Genomic DNA, 16,782 nt, shown 5'->3' on the forward strand with positions numbered 1-16,782 from the left:
ATACTCCCGCCGGTTGGCTGGTTCCGGCCGTGAACTCCCACCAGGAAGGTAATGCATCTGGTGCTTAGTCACGTCTACGATCCGGCGAACGCAATGGCCTGAGACGCGGAGTGAGGACGTCGATGTCTGAGTCACCTGGGAAGACCGGGTACGGCCTACGGTGGAACAACTGGAACCTGCTGCTGCTGGTTCCGCTGGTCATGCTGATCACACCGTTGATCAACTTCGATGGCCCGCACCTGTTCGGGATGCCGTTCTTCTATTGGTCGCAGTTCGCCTTCGTCATCGTCGGCGTGCTGTGCGTGTGGATCGTGTACGTCAAGACCAAGGACGAGCCGGTCAGTCACAAACCAGACCAGCTGAGTGTTGACGATCTTGACGAGGGGGACGCGAAGTGAGCAATCTGCAATGGACCGAGATCGTGATCTTCGCGATCCTGTTCCTCGTAGTGACCGTGCTCGGCTTCGTCGCCGCGCGCTGGCAGGCCGGCGCCACACTGGACCATCTGGACGAATGGGGTCTCGGCGGCCGGAAGTTCGGATCGTGGATCACGTGGTTCCTGGTCGGCGGTGACCTTTACACCGCGTACACCTTCGTCGCGGTGCCCGCGCTGGTGTTCGGCGCCGGTGCGATGGGCTTCTTCGCCTTGCCGTACACCGTGATCCTGTACCCGATCGTGTTCCTTCCGTTGCTGCGGATGTGGTCGGTGTCGCGCGTGCACGGTTATGTCACGCCCGCGGACTATGTGCGCGGCCGTTACGGCTCGCGCACGCTGGCACTTTTGGTCGCGATCACAGGCATTGTCGCCACGATGCCGTACATCGCCTTGCAGCTGGTCGGTTTGGAAGCGGTGCTGCGCACCATGGGCTTCAACGGCTCCGGCTTCCTCGGGCATCTGCCGTTGCTGATCGCGTTCGTCGTGTTGGCCGTCTACACCTACCAGTCCGGCCTGCGCGCGCCCGCGCTGATCGCGTTCGTCAAGGACATCCTGATCTACATCGTGATCCTGGTCGCGGTGTTCTACCTGCCGTCCAAGCTCGGCGGCTGGGAGACGATCTTCAACACGGCCGAGGCCAAGTTCAACGCGACGCCGAACCCGAACGACGGCATCCTGCTCAGCCCGAGCAACCAGCTGCAGTACGCGACCCTGGCCCTGGGCTCGGCACTGGCGCTGTTCCTTTACCCGCACTCGTTGACCGGCGCGCTGGCTTCGCGCGGCCGTAGCGTGATCAAGCGCAACATGGTCGCGCTGCCCGCGTACTCGCTGTTGCTGGGTTTGCTGGCACTGCTGGGTTTCGTGGCCATCCAGGCCGCGTCCAAGCCGCTGACCAACCAGGCCACCGGGCGCCCGGACAGCAACACCATCGTGCCGGTGCTGTTCGACCAGCAGTTCCCCGCGTGGTTCACCGGAATCGCGTTCGCCGCGATCGGTATCGGTGCGCTCGTGCCCGCCGCGATCATGTCGATCGCCGCGGCGAACCTGTGGACTCGCAACATCTACAAGGAGTACGTCCGCAAGGACGCCAACCCGAAGCAGGAAGCAAAGCAGGCCAAGCTCGCCTCGCTGATCGTGAAGTTCGGCGCGGTGCTGTTCATCCTGTTCATCGACCCGCAGTTCTCGATCGACTTGCAGCTGATCGGTGGCGTGATCATCCTGCAGACGCTGCCGGCGGTGGCGATCTCGCTGTACACCAGGTGGTTCCACCGGTGGGCGCTGGTCGCCGGCTGGGTCGTCGGCATGGTCGCCGGGTTCGCGATGCTCTACGAGATCCCGAACCCGGCCGCGGGCAAGGCTCACTTCGGCGGCTCGGCGTTGTCATTGGGGCAGCTCAGCATCTTCGGCTGGCACCCGTTCGCTGGCGTGAGCACGCAGATTTACGTCGGGTTCGTCGCATTGCTCGCGAACCTGGTCATCGCGATCGTGGTGACGTGGATTCTGCGGGCTCGCAAGGTGCACAACGGCGTCGACCAGACGCAGGATGCGGACTACCACGCCGATGAGGGCGACCCTCGGCTCAAGGAAGTCGCTGTCCACTAGGTGACAAGGAAACCGGCCGGTTAGTCCACTATGGACTGACCGGCCGGTTCTGTGTGTGCTGCAATTCGGCAAGTGCCTTCGCGGCGAACTCGCGAGCCGGTTTGCACGGGGCCAGTTCCTGATCGGTTGCCTGCTGGCGATAGACGATCAGTAAAACCTGATCCGGTGCGACATCGAGGGCGACCCGGCAGGAGGTGATCCCGTCGCTACTGGCGCCGATCAATTGGATCGCTGGAAACTTGTCGATACCGAGCCATCTGATGGTGTGGCCGTCGATCGAGTCGGAGTAGTGGCGTAAACCGCCGTCGAGCCGGGGGAAGACAAGAATTTCCGCGGTGCCGTTCTCGGTCATCAGCTGACAGCCGGCGGAGAGCCGGTCGGCATTCAGCGCCGCGCACACATCGTGGTCCTGTAATGGGATGTCGGAAGGTCGCTCAAGTGGCGACATGGGTAAGTCCCAATGATCGTTAACCGCGCTGCAACCAGCCAGCAACCCGGTTGCGAGCAGCACCGCGGTAAGGGCGCGACCAGGCACGCCGAGCCTCCCAGAACAAAGAAGAATTTCCAGGTGCCCACCAAACCACGGATTGGCGGGTTCGTCGATGCTGCGTTCGAGTGTGTTGTGTGCGACTGCTTGACGCTAATCGCGGTGCGCGTATTGGTGGCTACTGGACGTATATATTTCTGTCGCTTGATCAGTTGTCGCGATGCTCGGATGCGACCATCGAGGCCTTTTTGTTCACCAACTGATCAAAGTTGCTGCGCATTGGATTTCGAAAATGCGGTGTATCAAGCGCCAATGATCAACGCGGCCGCGCCGACAATGCCCGCGTGGCTGCCAAGCTGAGCCGGAACTACCCGCACCGCGTTGACGTACGACAATCTTGAGTATTCGGCCAACGCATGCCGAACGGGATCAAAGAGCAGATCCCCGGCCTGCGCGATACCCCCGCCAATCACCGCGAGATCCAAGTCGCACAACGCGGCGGTGGCCGCGATCCCCATCCCAACCGCCCGGCCAGCCCGTTCAAAGGCCGCCAAGGCAACCTCGTCACCGGCGAGCGCGGAGGCCGCGAGATGTGCAGCGTCGCCATTTTCGGGAGCGCGCCATCCTTGTTGCCTTGCCCATTGCACCAAGTGCCGCCCGGCGGCGACGGTTTCCACGCATCCCTTGCCGCCACAGGTGCACGGCAGGCCATCGGGCTCAACCACGATGTGGCCGATATGCCCGGCGTTTCCGGTGCGTCCGCCATACGGCTTGCCTTGCAACACAAGCCCACCGCCAACGCCGGTGGAAACGACCAGGCCAACTAGGAAATCGGCGCCCCGGCCCGCGCCCATCCAATGCTCGCCCAGTGCCATACAAACCCCGTCGCCCGCGAGCTTCACCGGAACCTCGAATTCCCGGCTCAGGTGTGCGGCGAGTGGAAAGTCCTCCCAGCAGGGCACGTTGATCGGATTGACGGTGCCAGCGGTGGAGTCGACAGGGCCCGCACAGGCCACGCCGACGCCGTTGATTGTCCGGCCAACGAGCACTTCCATCGAAGCATCGAGCACGGCTTGCCAGGCATGGGCGGGGTCGTGCAGCGGAGTGGGTCGAGTCGCGTGCGCAAGCACCTCACCGTGCTCGTCGATGACGCCTGCCGCGATCTTGGTCCCGCCGATATCCAGCGCCAGAACGGTCATACCCACGCCAACACCCTACGGAGGACGCCCGATCGAGGGATGTCTAGGCCACTCGGTTGCCTACTGTGTCCGGAATGTCCCCCACTCCGGCACCTCCAACTTGCATTCCCAGCCCGCCATGACCCAACGCCGTGTCCACCGTTCCGGAAGGGTGTGTCCACCGTTCCGGCACACCGTGTCCACCTTTGCTGAAGAGTGTGTCCGCCTTTGCGGCACAGGGAAATGCACGTTGCTTGCGGTTTGGCTTTGGCTTGCGGTTTGGTTCGCTGCAGGTTCCAGCCGGGCTGGGTGGGGTGAACTACCGCGTGTCCGCCCCACCGGCACGGCGTGTCAAACTGCTCGACTCGCCACCAGCCTGCTCACTCGCCGCCGTGCGCCGCTCGCGCGTTCAACATGCCATGCCGGAGCGGCAGACACGCGCGACGGTGTACGCGCCCTGTTCACGCCTGCTCGCTTCGCTCGCAGGCCGCTCTCGGGTGCATGTGTACGGCGGCGTTCCCAGGTTCGTTACTTGTGGTGCGGCGGCGTTCCCAGGTTTGTGCCTTGTTGCTTGCAGGGGCGGGCTCGTGCCGTGTGCCTTGGGTTTGCCCGGGATATGGAAGACCCCGGGATGCTGCCAGGTCGGGGGTCCGCCAGCATCTCGGGATCATTGGGAACATCGCCGGTCTGGACCAAGTTGTTACCGGGTTTCCGGATGTGTTCCATGTCACTCTATCGTGTGACGCTTTCTAGCTTTTGGTGTATGGCCGATCACTCGGGGTGAGTGAGGGCCCGCGAAGTCAGCGGAGTTGGCCCTGCTGCTGCGCGATCATGATCAGTTCGTGGCGCATCGCAGGTGTGGCGGCGTGATCGATGGCCCGGTTGACCGCCCGCCGGGTACGAGCCTCGGCGCGGCGGGCACGAATCTTGGCGGTGATGTTCACAGGTACTGCACCCCTCGGGTTGTGTCTCGGCTTATCTGTACCTAGTATGCGCGTCCGCACGCTCGAATGCACCCGATTATCCGGTGATATGAGGCACAAGCCGATGATTCGTCGGTCAAAGTGGGTAGTCCGCCGGACATGTCTTCCTATCTGGCTGTCTACCTCGTGTTCTAGATTCCGTTAGACATCATCCGTCACGACCCAGCAGGAACCGGCCGAAGTGCGGCACGGTGAAGGCGATCCGGCCGCGTTCGGCGGAGTACACCAAGCCCTTCTTGATCAAGCTGTCCCGTGCGGGCGACAGCGAAGACGGCTTGCGCCCCAGGAAAACGGCGATATCCGCAGTGCTTGTGCCTTCGTCGCGGCCCTCGGTCAGCTCGGCCATCGCCCGCAGGTATTCCCGCTCGGCAGGCGTCGCGCGCTCGTACCGCGAACCGAAGAAGCCGACCGCCAACTCGGCTTCTGCCTCCGGCGCGGCGACCCGAACGTCCTCATCGGTGATCGGATCGCTGGGTGCGGCGTCCCACGCGGCCTTGCCGTAGGCCTGGATGAAGTACGGATAACCACCGGACGCCTCGAACAACGCAGCCAACGCGTCGGAAGTGATGTCGGCTTCCTCGCGGGTGACCGGCGCCAGGATCGCCTGGTGGGCGTCCTCCTCGGAGAGCCGGTCGATCCGGACGTAACGAAACAGTCGCTCGGAGTACGACTTGCTCGCCGACAACACCGCGGGCAAGTGCGGCAGCCCGGCGCCGACAACCACCAAAGGCGCCTGGTTCTGGGACAACTCGTGGCAGGCGGCGCACATCGCGGACACGTCGTCCGGCAACAAGTCCTGCATCTCGTCGATCAGCAGCGCGACGCCGGTGCCGACATCCTGAGCCAGTTCGGCGACGTCGGTGAACAGTTCGACCAGGTCGATCTCGATGTCCCCGGAATCCGCGCGGCCGTGCGCCGCAGGCACGTCGATGCCTGGCTGCCAACGATCCCGCAGCTTGGCGTCCGAGGGAGTGGCTCGCAGCGCGAACGCCTTGAGCACCCCGAGCACGTACTCGACCCGGTCTGGCGCACGATGCCGCACGGCAAGGTCCCGCACGGCTCGGTGCAGCGCGGCAGACAGCGGTCGCCGCAGGTCAGCGTCGGGGCGGGCCTCGACTTTGCCCGCGCCCCAACCGCGTTTCAACGCCATCGACCGCAGCTCGCCGAGCAACACGGTCTTCCCGACGCCTCGCAGACCGGTCAGCACCAGGCTGCGTTCCGGGCGCCCGCGGGCGATCCGTTCCAGCACGACCTCGAAGGCGGCGACTTCCTTGTCCCGACCAGCGAGCTCGGGCGGGCGCTGCCCCGCGCCAGGGGCGAACGGGTTGCGTACCGGGTCCATCATCGGAAGGTATCGGCGTATCTAGCGCCGATCCGATATTCCCGGATACATCCGTACGGCGTGTCGTCCATCAGGTCGTCTACTGCAATCTAGCTCTCAAACTAGAAACCTGTAGATGGCGCTACTTCTCCACGATGGCGACCACGCCCTGCCCGCCAGCGGCACAGATCGAGATGAGTCCACGGCCGGAGCCGCGTTCGTTCAGCAGTTTGGCCAAAGTCGCGACAATCCGGCCGCCGGTCGCGGCGAACGGGTGCCCGGCCGCCAGCGACGAGCCGTTGACGTTGAGCTTGCTCCGGTCGATCGCGCCGGGCGGCTCGTCCAATCCAAGCCGTTGCTTGGCGAACGCTGGGTCCTCCCAGGCTTTGAGCGTCGCGAGCACCTGCGAGGCGAAGGCTTCGTGGATCTCGTAGAAGTCGAAGTCCTGCAACGAAATCCCGGCACGAGCGAGCATCCGCGGCACCGCGTACGCCGGAGCCATCAGCAGACCTTCACCGCCGTGCACGTAGTCGACGGCCGCGGTCTCCGAGAAAGTCAGGTACGCCAACACATGCAGCCGATGAGCCTTGGCCCATTGGTCGTTGGCAAGAAGAACCGTGGAAGCGCCGTCGGTCAACGGAGTCGAGTTGCCCGCGGTCATCGTGCCGTCCGCGCCACCGAATGTCGGCTTCAGCTTCGCCAGCTTTTCCACCGAAGAATCCGGCCGCATGTTCTGGTCGCGTTGCAGCCCTAGATAAGGCGTCACGAGGTCGTCGAAGAACCCGCGTTCGTAGGCGGCGGCCAGGTTGTGGTGTGAGGCGGCGGCGAGTTCGTCCTGGTCGGCGCGCTCGATGCCCCATTCTTTCGCGGTGATCGCCGCGTGCTCGCCCATCGAGAGGCCGGTGCGCGGCTCCGCGTTGCGTGGAATGTCCGGCACGATGTGGTTCGGCCGCAGTTTGGTCAGCAGCCGAAGGCGCCCGCCGATGCTCTTGGTCCTGTTGAGCTGCAACAGAAGCGCGCGCAGATCCTCGTGTACGCCGATCGGCGCGTCGCTGGTGGTGTCCACGCCGCCCGCGATGCCCGCGTCGATCTGACCGAGCGCGATCTTGTTCGCCACCTGGATGATCGCCTGCAGGCCGGTGCCACACGCCTGCTGGATGTCGTACGCCGGGGTCTCCGGGGAAAGCCTGCTGCCGAGCACGGATTCGCGCGCCAGGTTGAAGTCGCGGCTGTGTTTGAGCACCGCGCCCGCGGCGACTTCGCCGAGCCGTTCCTCCTGCAGCGCGAAGCGGCTGACCAGGCCGTCCAGCGCCGCGGTGAACATGTCCTGGTTCGAAGCGGTGGCGTACGGGCCGTTCGACCGGGCGAACGGGATCCGGTTTCCGCCGATGATCGCGACCCGCTTCAAGCCTCTTGGCGCCATGTGGCCCTCCCGAATCGGTGGTACTAGCCATCCTAACCTACTCGCAAGTAGTATTACCGCGAGTAGGGAGGCGTGAGATGACCGACGGCTACCAGCGATTCGCCCTGTCCGGCCCGGGAAAGTTCCTGGTCAAGCGGCTCGGGCTACCCAACCCGGTACCCTTGCGACGATACCGGGAAGGACAGCCCCCACTGCCAGGTCCAGCGGTTGTCGGTGCAGCCAAAGGTGGTCGTCTCGACGAACAAATCCGCAAAATCCTCAGCAGCTCAGGCATCGAAATCGCGTCGGAAGCCGAACGACCCGGCGCCTTGGTGTTCGACGCGACCGGCATCGACAGCGCGGATCGGCTGCGTGAGCTCTACGACTTCTTTCACCCACGAATCCGCAGCGTCGCGCCATCCGGCCGAGTGGTGGTGGTCGGCGCAACACCCGACGGCTCCAAGGAATCGATCCCCCAGCGTGCGCTCGAAGGATTCACGCGCTCGGTCGGCAAGGAACTCAAACGCGGCGCCACCGCGCAGCTGGTCTACACGTCCGGCGACGCGGACATCGAATCGACGCTGCGCTTCCTGCTCTCAGCGAAGTCCGCCTACGTCGACGCCCAGGTCATCCGGATCGGCGACGGCCAAGTCACCCGCCCGGAAAACTGGCTGACGCCGTTGGCAGGCAAGGTCGCCCTGGTCACCGGAGCCTCCCGAGGCATCGGTGCGTCGATCGCGGAAGTGCTGGCTCGGGACGGGGCGCACGTCGTCGCCCTGGACATCCCGGCGCAGGGCGAAGCGTTGTCGCAGGTCGCGAACCGCGTTGGCGGCTCGGCGCTCCAACTCGACATCACCGCCCCCGAAGCACCCGCGCAGCTCGTCGACTACTTCCGCGCCCGGCACGGCGGCGTGGACATCGTGGTGCACAACGCCGGAATCACGCGCGACAAGACCTTGGCCAAGATGACCGACGCCCAATGGGACGCGGTGTTGTCGGTGAACCTGGCATCCCAGCTTCGAATGAACGACGCCCTGCTTGACGGCACACTGCGCACCGGCGGACGGATCATCGGCGTCTCCTCGATCGGCGGAATCGCCGGAAACGTCGGCCAAACCAACTACGGCACGAGCAAGGCAGGCGTGATCGGGATGGTCAACGCATATGCGCCTCTGCTCGCTGCACAAAGCGGAACCATCAACGCGGTCGCGCCCGGTTTCATCGAGACCGCGATGACCGCCGCGATGCCGCTGACGATCCGCGAAGTCGGACGGCGGATGAACAGCATGTCCCAAGGCGGCCTGCCCGTGGACGTCGCCGAAACCATTGCGTGGTACGCGAATCCCGCGTCCGGCGGCGTGAACGGCAACGTCGTGCGGGTCTGCGGCCAAAGTCTGCTGGGAGCGTGACATGCCGACCACCCACACCCACGAACTCGACTCGACACCAAACCTGACTGTGTTGTTCGGCAAAGCAGTACTCACCGGCTTCACCAGGCACGGATCAGCCTTGCCGTCCACTGTGTACAGCCGGTCGCCGGTCGCGATCGACCCTGGGCACTTGTCGGCGTACAGCAAGGTATGTGGATTCCGGCTGACTGACCAGTTGCCCATCACGTATCCGCATATCTTGGGATTTCCGTTGCAGGTCAAACTGATGACCGACAACGACTTCCCGTTCCCCTTGGTTGGTTCGGTGCATGTCGCCAACCGCATCACCCAACTGCGACCCTTGTACTCGACGGATGCGCTGCGGCTGCAGGTGCACGTGGAGAACCTGCGTGAACACCCCAAGGGGCACCAGTTCGACATGATCACCACGGTGTCCGTCGGTGACTCTGTCGCCTGGCACAGCACCAGCACTTACTTGCGCCGCACAGGTTCTGGGGGTTCTTCCGGGCCTTCGGAAGTGGTTGTCCGGCAGCCTCGTGCCGTGTGGACCGTGCCTGACGACATCGGCCGTCGGTATGCGGACGTTTCCGGTGACCGGAACCCGATTCACTTGCATCCGTTGACCGCCAAGCTTTTTGGCTTCCCACGGGCCATCGCCCATGGGATGTGGACAAAGGCTCGGTGCTTGGCGGCTTTTGAGGGACGGTTGCCTGAGGCTTACACAGTGGACGTGAAGTTCAAGCTGCCGGTGCTGTTGCCAGCCAAGGTCGGCTTCGCCACCAACCGTACGGAGGATGGGTGGGGCTTCGAGCTCTTCGGCGCCCGTACCGCAAAACCGCACCTGACCGGTGAAATCACCTGAGTCGACCGAGCCAATGGAGCCGTTCGCAAATCTGGTTATCCACAACGGTGGCGAATTCAGCTGTTGATCAAGCCTCATCGATAGACTGGACAAGGGACGCCCCCCCGGGACGGGTGGGGGCTGTCTGGCAGAGGCTGTCGGGCGGGGGCTCAGTGCTCGGATGGGGTCCAGACTTCGCCTTCGACCAGGTCGCCGAAGCCCATCCAGACCAGGTTCATCAGCCACGACGCCACAGTCTGGGTGGGGACGGCGGGGTGGTCGAGCCACCAGTCGGCGAGCGACTCTCCGGCGCCGACCAAAGCGGCGGCCATGGCCTCGGTGCTCTTCTGGGCGTGTTCGTCCACGCCCTTCTTGGTTGCGGCGCCGACCAGGAGCGCGTCCACGAGGTTGATCGCACGACTCCGCATCGCCAGGACTTCCTCGCTGAACGGGCCGCCTTGCGAGATCACCTGTCGGTGTAGCACGCGCCAGCTCTGCTTGTTCGCCCCGACGAACTCGAAGAAGGACCTCAGGCCCATCCACAGCTGCATGTCTGGCGGCAGTTCGACGTCTATGCCCCCGGCGATGGCCTCCATCAACAGGCCTGCTTCTCGGCGGATACAGGCCGCGAACAGGTCTTCCTTCGACCCGAGGTAGGCGTAGATCATCGGTTTCGAGACCCCGGCCACCTCGCTGACTTCGTCCATTGAGGCTTCGTGGTAGCCGTGCTCGGAGAACACGCGGACGGCTGCGTCCAGGATCTGTCGTTCCCGGACTTCTCGAGGTAGCCGCTTTACTCGCCTGTCCTCCACGCTCACCGTATCCACCCCTCGTGTGTTTGAGATTGCCATCGTAACTACCCGACCGTATTCTTACTCGCGAGTAGGTAAGAGGAGGCGCTCATGCCCGACCTCAGCGTCGAGGCCATCAGCAGGCTCAGTCCGAGTGAGCTGGTCTTGCTCATCGACTCGCTCGACCCTTCCACCGAGGGGCTTGCCGATGTCGACATCGATGCGATTGCTCGCAACATCGACCCGGCTCGGCTCAGCGGCGACGAGTTCGTCCGCCTCATCAGCGGGTTGCAGCGGTTGTCCAGCGTCAGCATCGACCTGGCCAAGATGGGGCCTCGCACGTTCGCCAAGCTCATCTCCGGCGCTTCCAAGGAGCAGCTCGAAGAGGTTCTCAGCCGACCTGAGCTGCGCAAACTTATCCTTGGCGAGATTTTTCGGCGGATGTCCACCCATCTCAAGCAGGACAAGGCCGTGGGTGTCGATGCCGTTGTGCACTGGCGGTTCTCCGAAGGGAGCGGCGAAGGCGGTTACGACCGCTACGAGACCGTCATCGCCAACGGGACGTGCACGATCAACCGGGAGATGACCAAGGAAAGCCGGGTCACCATCACCATGCCTCCGCAGGACTTTCTCCGGCTGGTCACGTCGAACGCGTCCGCTCCCGTCCTGTTCATGATGGGCAAGCTCAAGCTGCGCGGCGATCTGCCGTTCGCCGCGGGCATGCTGCACATGTTCGACCTGCCGAAGCCTTGAAGCGCTGGAACCGGTTGCCGGACATGAGCGTGTTCGACCAGTTCGCGCGGTCCATTGACATCGCGAAGCTCGATGAGGACCAGTTCGTCCGGCTGATCGAGACCATGGACATGCTCGGCAAGGCCGGTACGGGCATCGAGCTCGCCAATCTCAGCACGAGCACGTTCGTCTGGATCATCGAGAAAGCGTCCGCCGCGCAGCTGGAAGCGTTGATGGCGCACGACAATCTCCGGACCGTCGTCCTGTCCGAGATCTTCAGCAGGATGGGCAAGCATCTCAAGCAAGACGCGCCGGATGCCGTTGTGCACTGGCGTTTCATCGGTGGTTACGACACCGGCGGCTACGATCGCTACCAAACGGTCATCGAGAAAGGCCGGTGTACGTCAGGGATCGTGCAAGACCGCGACCCGCGCGCGACGGTCACGATCACCCCGTCCGATTTCCTCAAAGTCGCGACCGGCAACGCGTCCGCGCCATTGCTGTTCATCCGCGGCCGTGTGAAGGTCAAAGGGGACATTCCGTTCATCGCGAGCTTCCCGAACCACTTCGACCTATCGAGTCCTTGAGCACGGCGACCGCTTCGGTCACGGAACTGTCCGCCAGGTTGCCGTAGCCGAGCACCAGGGCCGGGGCGCCTGGGCTGGACCGGTAGGCGTCGAGGCTTTTGAGCTTCAGCCCAGAGGCGGCCGCCCGGTTGACGACGTCGTCAGCGGGAGAATCCAAGTGCAGCAACAGATGCAGTCCTGCCGCAGCGCCAGAGATGTCGAGTGGGCCCAACGCGGCCAACAGGGCGTCCCGGCGTTTGCGGTAACGCAGCCGCGCCGCGCGTAGGTACCGGTGATAGCCGCCATTCTCGATGAAAGTCGCCAGTGCCAATTGGTCGATGACTGGTGGCGCCGCTTGCGGAATGGTCCACTGTGGAGGAACGACACACCAGCCGATGCCCAGCGCCGGGCTCAGCGTCTTGGCGATCGAGCCGAGTAGAACGACGCGTCGCGGATCCATGCCTTGCACGGTCCCAACAGGCTTACGATCGTACCGGAACTCGGCGTCGTAGTCGTCTTCGAGAATCAGGCCGTCGACATCGCGCGCCCACGTCAACAACGCGGCACGCCTCTCCGGCGTGAGCACGACACCTGACGGGAATTGGTGCGCGGGAGTCACGACAACCGCGCGAATCCCGGCGGGAATCTGGTCGACGCACAGGCCGTCCGCGTCGACGGGCACCCGGACCACTTCGAGACCAGCGTCCTCAGCAGCCCGCCACACGTGAGTCCAGCCGGGTTCCTCCACAGCGATCTGCGTGATACCTGCCGCATGCAGTGCCCGGCCAACCAATGCGACGCCATTGCACACCCCAGAGGTGATCAACACATCGTCGGTCACCGCACCCCGGGTTCGGCGAAGGTACTCAGCCAGAACCGTGCGCAACCGCGGATGTCCGCCTGGGATGGGCATTCCAAGGTCTGTGTGCGGTGCCGTTGTCAACGCGTCACGGACCGCGTCCGCCCATCGCCTACGTGGGAAATTGCGCAGGTCAGGTAGGCCAGGTGCCAGGTCGTAGCGCGGTGGCGGCAGTTCTTGCCGTCGTGGCACGGGTTCCCAGATCTCGTCCGCCCAGCAGTGCACGCGGGTCGCTGATCCGGTTCTGGCTTCGAGGTATCCCTCGGCGACCAGTTGCGCGTACGCCTGCGTGACCACCCATCGCGAGCACTGCAGGTCTCCGGCCATTTTGCGGCTTGGCGGGAGGGTCGCGCCTTTCTTTAGCACACCTTCGCGGATCGTCGTCCGCAGTGCGCGGGCGAGACGTTCGTGCTGGGCGCCGGGGCCGGACATGTCCAGCAGAACGTCCCAGCCCAAATTGGTCTGCGATCTGGTCACGAGAGTGGACTGTAGTACCGGACCGATCGCTCGTAGGGTCGAAGACATGAAGAGAGTCCAACTCGGTGACCAGACAGTCAGCCAGATTTCCCTCGGGTGCATGCTGATGGGCACCCGCACCGACCTTGTTTCGTCCGCTCGCATTCTCGACGCTTTCCTTGACACAGGCGGGGATTTCCTGGACACGGCCGACTGCTACGCCTGGTGGACCAGCCCGCAGACCACGGGCGGCGAGAGCGAGACCGCGCTGGGCACACTGCTGAAAGGCAGGCGGGACAAGGTTTTCCTGGCGACGAAGGTGTCCGCGGCGATCACAGATCTCGATGCCGCACGCAAAGCACCCAGCGCGGAGCCGTACTACGAAGGCGCCAGTGCCGAGGTGATCCGGCGCGGGATCGACGGCAGCCTGAACCGGCTGCAGACGGATTACGTTGACCTGTACTACATCCACGTCGACGACATGGTGACTCCGCTGGAGGAGACACTCGAAACTCTCGACGAGATCGTGCGAGCGGGCAAAGTCCGGTACATCGGCTGGAGCAACGTCTGGACGTGGCGCCTTGAGCGCATCCGGGCGTTGTGCAGGGAAAACGGCTGGACTGTGCCAATCGTTGTGCAGCAACAGCATTCGTACTTGAAGCCACGTACCGGCGGGCGGAATGTCGCCGGTCCGGACATGCTCGATTGGTTGCAGCACAACCCGGACGCTGTGCTGGCCGCGTACTCGCCGATCCTTTCCGGTGTTTACGAAGGCCGCGACAAGTCGATCTACAAGCAGTACGACGGCCCGGAAACCGAAACACAGCTGGCCGCGGTCGCGAAGGTCGCGCAGGAGTTGGGTGTGACCAGGAGCCAGGTCGTGCTGGCGTGGTTGCAGCAGTCATCGAAGCAGGTCGTGCCCATCATCGGGCCGCGTACGTGGGAGCACTACGAGGCTTACGCGCCCGCGTTCGACCTGGAACTCGCGCCGGAGCACCTGGCGCTGCTCAATCAGTAACGTTCCGCGTAGCGTGTCGGGGTCTCGCCGAACATTCTGGTGAAATCCCTGATGAAATGGGCTTGGTCGGCGTATCCGAGATCAGCCGCCAGCGATGCCCAGTCGATTTTCGAGCCGCCAGCCATTTGCTCGGTCACTTCATGCAGTCGGTAGCGCCGGATCACCCATTTCGGTCCGACGCCTACGTGCTCGGCGAACAGCCGTTGTAGCTGCCGGACTGTCGTGTCGAATTCCTGTGCCAGTGCGTCGACGCGCACGATCTCTGGCGCCTTCGTGATCCGGTCGACGATCTGCGCGGCCAGCTCTGCCTTCGCGTCGGGGGTCGGCAGGTTGGCCCGCAGGAAGTCCTCGACCTCGGCGATCTCGTACCGGTCGGGCATCCCGGTGAAGACCTCGTTCGCCGGGATGACCCGGTCGGTGATCGTCGAGACGGCCCGGCCGAGGAAAGGCCGTAACATTCCCGGGTGGAACGCTATCCCGAACACGCTTTTGCGCCCGTCAAGCACTTGGTACACGTGCCCGCTCGACACGCCGTTGAGGTTCGCGCTGTCCTCGTGGAACGTCAGGTGCACGTTCGGGTACGGCACGATGAGCTGGCGATACGGCTCCGCGTAATCCCACTCCACCATCCAGTACCTGGCGACATAGACCGCCAGATCGGGCGCGGGCTCGCGGAACGTGTGGCTCTGGAACTTCCGCCACGCCAGCTCACGCGGATCCCTGCTCATCTGTCGCCTTTGTTCAATACACCGGGCCGCGTCCACCCTACGGTTGTCGGCATGTCTCCGGACCAGCTCTTCCGATACGCAACCGGACCCGTGATCGACGTCGTCAACGGGACCACACCGGACCAGCTCGGCGAGCCGACGCCGTGCGCCGATTTCGACGTCAGCAAGCTGCTCAACCACCTGCTGTACTGGGGCCCGTCGCTGGAAGGCGCCGCACGCAAGGAAACCGTGCCACCACCCGTCACCCCTGAGTACGAAGTGGACCTGCCAGCGGACTGGCAGCCGAAACTCGTGGCGCACCTGCAGAAGATCACCGAGTCCTGGAGCGACCCGGCCGCATGGGAGGGCACCACACACATGGGCGGCCCGACCGAACTGCCTGCCGCGATGGTCGGCGGCATGATCACCGGCGAGATCGTGATCCATGGCAAGGACCTTGCCCGCGCGACCGGCCAGCAGCTGGAGTTCGACGAGGCACTGCTGGTCTACGTGCACAAAGAAGTCGAGTCCGGCGTGGAATGGGGCCGCGACATGGGCGTCTACAGGCCGGAAGTACCAGTACCCGCAGACGCCCCGCTCATGGACCGAATCCTGGGCCTGACGGGCAGAAATCCCTCGTGAGTGTTTTCGCCGGTTCTAACCGGCGAAAACACTCACGACCGTTGACCTGCTAATACGTGATTGCCAGGCTGGGGTCGGCGAGCAGAGTGCCGACGTCCGCGAGGAACTCGGAGCCCTGCTGACCGTCGATCACGCGGTGGTCGAAACTCAGTGACAGCTGGCAGATCTTGCGTGGCACGATCTGCCCGTCGACCACCCATGGCATGTCGCGGATCGTGCCGAGGGCCAGGATCGCCGACTCGCCAGGGTTGATGATCGGCGTGCCGGTGTCCACTCCGAACACACCGATATTGGTGATGGTGAACGTGCCGTTCGCCATCTCCGCCGGGGTCGTCTTGCCGTCACGGGCCTTGGCCGTCAACGCCTCCAACGCCTCGGCCAGCTCACGCAGTGACAGCTGGTCGGCGTCGTGGATCTTGGGAACGACCAGGCCACGCGGGGTGGCCGCGGCGATACCCAAGTGCACATAGGACTTGTAGATGATCTCGTCGCCTGCCCACAGCGCGTTGATGTCCGGCGTCCGCTTCATCGCCAGCAGTACTGCCTTGGCGGCGAAGGTCAGCGGCGTCAGCCTCACGTCCCGGAACTGCGGATGGTTCTTCAGTTTCGCCCGCAGTTCCATCATCGGGGTCACGTCGACCGTCATGAACTCGGTGACGTGCGGAGCCGTGAACGCACTGTCCACCATGGCTTTCGCGGTCGCCTTGCGGACGCCGCGAACCGGCACCCGCCGCTCACGCTCAACCGAGCCCGAAGAAACCACCGGAGCGACGGGCGTCGCCGCACGCTGAACGTCGTCGCGCGTGATGACCTGGCCTTCAACGGCCAGCGAACGCAGGTCGACGCCAAGGTCCTTGGCCAGCTTGCGCACCGGTGGCTTGGCCATCGGTACGTAGCCACCGGCCGGAGCGGCGACCGGTTCCGGTTCCCGCACAACAGGAGCCGGAGCAGGCGCTTCCGCAACCGGCGCGGGCGTGGGTGTGGAACCCTTGCGGGCCCGGCGTTTCGCGGCACCGGTCTTCGGGCCGTAGCCGACCAGGCTCTGGATCCGGCCGTCCGCGCTCTCCTCACCGATCTTCGTCCCACCGGTCCCGTTGTCCGAAGAGGACTTCTCGGGCCCGTCCGGGTCGATGTCGAAGACGATGATCGGCGTGCCGACCGCGACCGTCTCACCCGGCTGGGCCAGCAGTTCGGTCACCACGCCTTCGTACGGCGCGGGCAGTTCGACGGCAGCCTTCGAGGTCTCGATCTCCACGAAGATGTCGTTGACCTTGACCTTCGAGCCCACCTGGACGTGCCAGGTCAGGATCTCCGCCTCGACAAGGCCTTCGCCGACGTCGGGAAGGGGAAAGTGCTTGTAGTCAGGCACG

The 16,782-nt window shown here is 64.3% G+C and carries 17 protein-coding genes; 8 read left to right on the forward strand and 9 right to left on the reverse strand.

Annotation, left to right across the window (positions count from 1 at the left end):
- Positions 1–122 precede the first annotated feature (122 nt).
- Positions 123–398 (forward strand): DUF3311 domain-containing protein, encoded by a 276-nt coding sequence (locus LWC34_RS20445; RefSeq protein ID WP_233726770.1) that lies wholly within the window; start codon positions 123–125, stop codon positions 396–398.
- The gene (gene mctP, locus LWC34_RS20450) at positions 395–2,038 is read left to right on the forward strand and encodes a monocarboxylate uptake permease MctP (protein WP_233726771.1); all 1,644 of its coding nucleotides are present in this window, start codon (positions 395–397) and stop codon (positions 2,036–2,038) included. Before LWC34_RS20445 ends, mctP begins: the two co-directional genes overlap by 4 nt.
- A gap of 28 nt (positions 2,039–2,066) precedes the next feature.
- Here mctP and LWC34_RS20455 read toward each other — a convergent pair whose 3' ends face one another.
- The 5 genes from LWC34_RS20455 to LWC34_RS20475 form a co-directional block, all read right to left on the reverse strand.
- Positions 2,067–2,549, reverse strand: coding sequence for a DUF3558 domain-containing protein (locus LWC34_RS20455; protein ID WP_233726772.1), 483 nt, complete (start codon positions 2,547–2,549; stop codon positions 2,067–2,069).
- Positions 2,550–2,827: 278 nt separating this feature from the next.
- Entirely contained in the window at positions 2,828–3,724 is an 897-nt protein-coding gene (locus LWC34_RS20460; RefSeq protein ID WP_233728781.1) for an ROK family protein, read from the reverse strand.
- Positions 3,725–4,503: 779 nt separating this feature from the next.
- Positions 4,504–4,647 (reverse strand): hypothetical protein, encoded by a 144-nt coding sequence (locus tag LWC34_RS20465; RefSeq protein WP_233726773.1) that lies wholly within the window; start codon positions 4,645–4,647, stop codon positions 4,504–4,506.
- A 187-nt stretch (positions 4,648–4,834) separates the two neighbouring features.
- On the reverse strand, positions 4,835–6,028 hold the full coding sequence (locus LWC34_RS20470) for an ATP-binding protein (protein ID WP_233726774.1): 1,194 nt from the start codon (positions 6,026–6,028) through the stop codon (positions 4,835–4,837).
- 121 nt (positions 6,029–6,149) lie between these two features.
- A complete protein-coding gene (locus LWC34_RS20475; protein ID WP_233726775.1) occupies positions 6,150–7,430 on the reverse strand; it encodes an acetyl-CoA C-acetyltransferase in 1,281 nt (426 codons plus the stop codon).
- 77 nt (positions 7,431–7,507) lie between these two features.
- Here LWC34_RS20475 and LWC34_RS20480 point away from each other — a divergent pair, with 77 nt between their 5' ends.
- Both LWC34_RS20480 and LWC34_RS20485 read left to right on the forward strand, forming a co-directional pair.
- Positions 7,508–8,818, forward strand: coding sequence for a 3-oxoacyl-ACP reductase (locus LWC34_RS20480; protein WP_233726776.1), 1,311 nt, complete (start codon positions 7,508–7,510; stop codon positions 8,816–8,818).
- 1 nt (position 8,819) lies between these two features.
- Positions 8,820–9,662: a MaoC/PaaZ C-terminal domain-containing protein gene (locus LWC34_RS20485; protein ID WP_233726777.1), complete on the forward strand. Its 843-nt coding sequence runs from the start codon at positions 8,820–8,822 to the stop codon at positions 9,660–9,662.
- A gap of 149 nt (positions 9,663–9,811) precedes the next feature.
- Here the strand turns inward: LWC34_RS20485 and LWC34_RS20490 are convergent, their stop codons facing one another.
- Positions 9,812–10,492: a TetR/AcrR family transcriptional regulator gene (locus LWC34_RS20490; protein ID WP_372496560.1), complete on the reverse strand. Its 681-nt coding sequence runs from the start codon at positions 10,490–10,492 to the stop codon at positions 9,812–9,814.
- 51 nt (positions 10,493–10,543) lie between these two features.
- On the opposite strand from LWC34_RS20490, the gene LWC34_RS20495 reads away from it, so the two are divergent.
- A complete protein-coding gene (locus LWC34_RS20495) occupies positions 10,544–11,185 on the forward strand; it encodes an SCP2 sterol-binding domain-containing protein (protein ID WP_233726779.1) in 642 nt (213 codons plus the stop codon).
- The gene (locus LWC34_RS20500) at positions 11,182–11,751 is read left to right on the forward strand and encodes an SCP2 sterol-binding domain-containing protein (RefSeq protein ID WP_233726780.1); all 570 of its coding nucleotides are present in this window, start codon (positions 11,182–11,184) and stop codon (positions 11,749–11,751) included. The genes LWC34_RS20495 and LWC34_RS20500 overlap by 4 nt, the downstream gene beginning before the upstream one ends.
- Here the strand turns inward: LWC34_RS20500 and pdxR are convergent.
- A complete protein-coding gene (gene pdxR / locus LWC34_RS20505) occupies positions 11,708–13,066 on the reverse strand; it encodes a MocR-like pyridoxine biosynthesis transcription factor PdxR (protein WP_233726781.1) in 1,359 nt (452 codons plus the stop codon). The genes LWC34_RS20500 and pdxR overlap by 44 nt on opposite strands.
- Before the next feature lie 46 nt (positions 13,067–13,112).
- Between pdxR and LWC34_RS20510 the strand changes: the two genes are divergently transcribed.
- A complete protein-coding gene (locus LWC34_RS20510) occupies positions 13,113–14,063 on the forward strand; it encodes an aldo/keto reductase (protein WP_233726782.1) in 951 nt (316 codons plus the stop codon).
- On the opposite strand, the gene LWC34_RS20515 is transcribed toward LWC34_RS20510, so the two are convergent.
- Complete coding sequence (locus tag LWC34_RS20515) at positions 14,057–14,791, reverse strand: helix-turn-helix domain-containing protein (protein ID WP_233726783.1); 735 nt, start codon at positions 14,789–14,791, stop codon at positions 14,057–14,059. The genes LWC34_RS20510 and LWC34_RS20515 overlap by 7 nt on opposite strands.
- Positions 14,792–14,842: 51 nt before the next feature.
- Here LWC34_RS20515 and LWC34_RS20520 point away from each other — a divergent pair, with 51 nt between their 5' ends.
- The gene (locus LWC34_RS20520) at positions 14,843–15,412 is read left to right on the forward strand and encodes a TIGR03086 family metal-binding protein (protein WP_233726784.1); all 570 of its coding nucleotides are present in this window, start codon (positions 14,843–14,845) and stop codon (positions 15,410–15,412) included.
- 49 nt (positions 15,413–15,461) lie between these two features.
- Here LWC34_RS20520 and LWC34_RS20525 read toward each other — a convergent pair whose 3' ends face one another.
- Positions 15,462–16,781: a dihydrolipoamide acetyltransferase family protein gene (locus LWC34_RS20525; protein WP_233726785.1), complete on the reverse strand. Its 1,320-nt coding sequence runs from the start codon at positions 16,779–16,781 to the stop codon at positions 15,462–15,464.
- Between the last annotated feature and the right edge of the window lies 1 nt (position 16,782).

Origin of the sequence: Kibdelosporangium philippinense (assembly GCF_021390435.2) — a bacterium.
Classification (GTDB): Bacteria; Actinomycetota; Actinomycetes; order Mycobacteriales; family Pseudonocardiaceae; genus Kibdelosporangium; species Kibdelosporangium philippinense.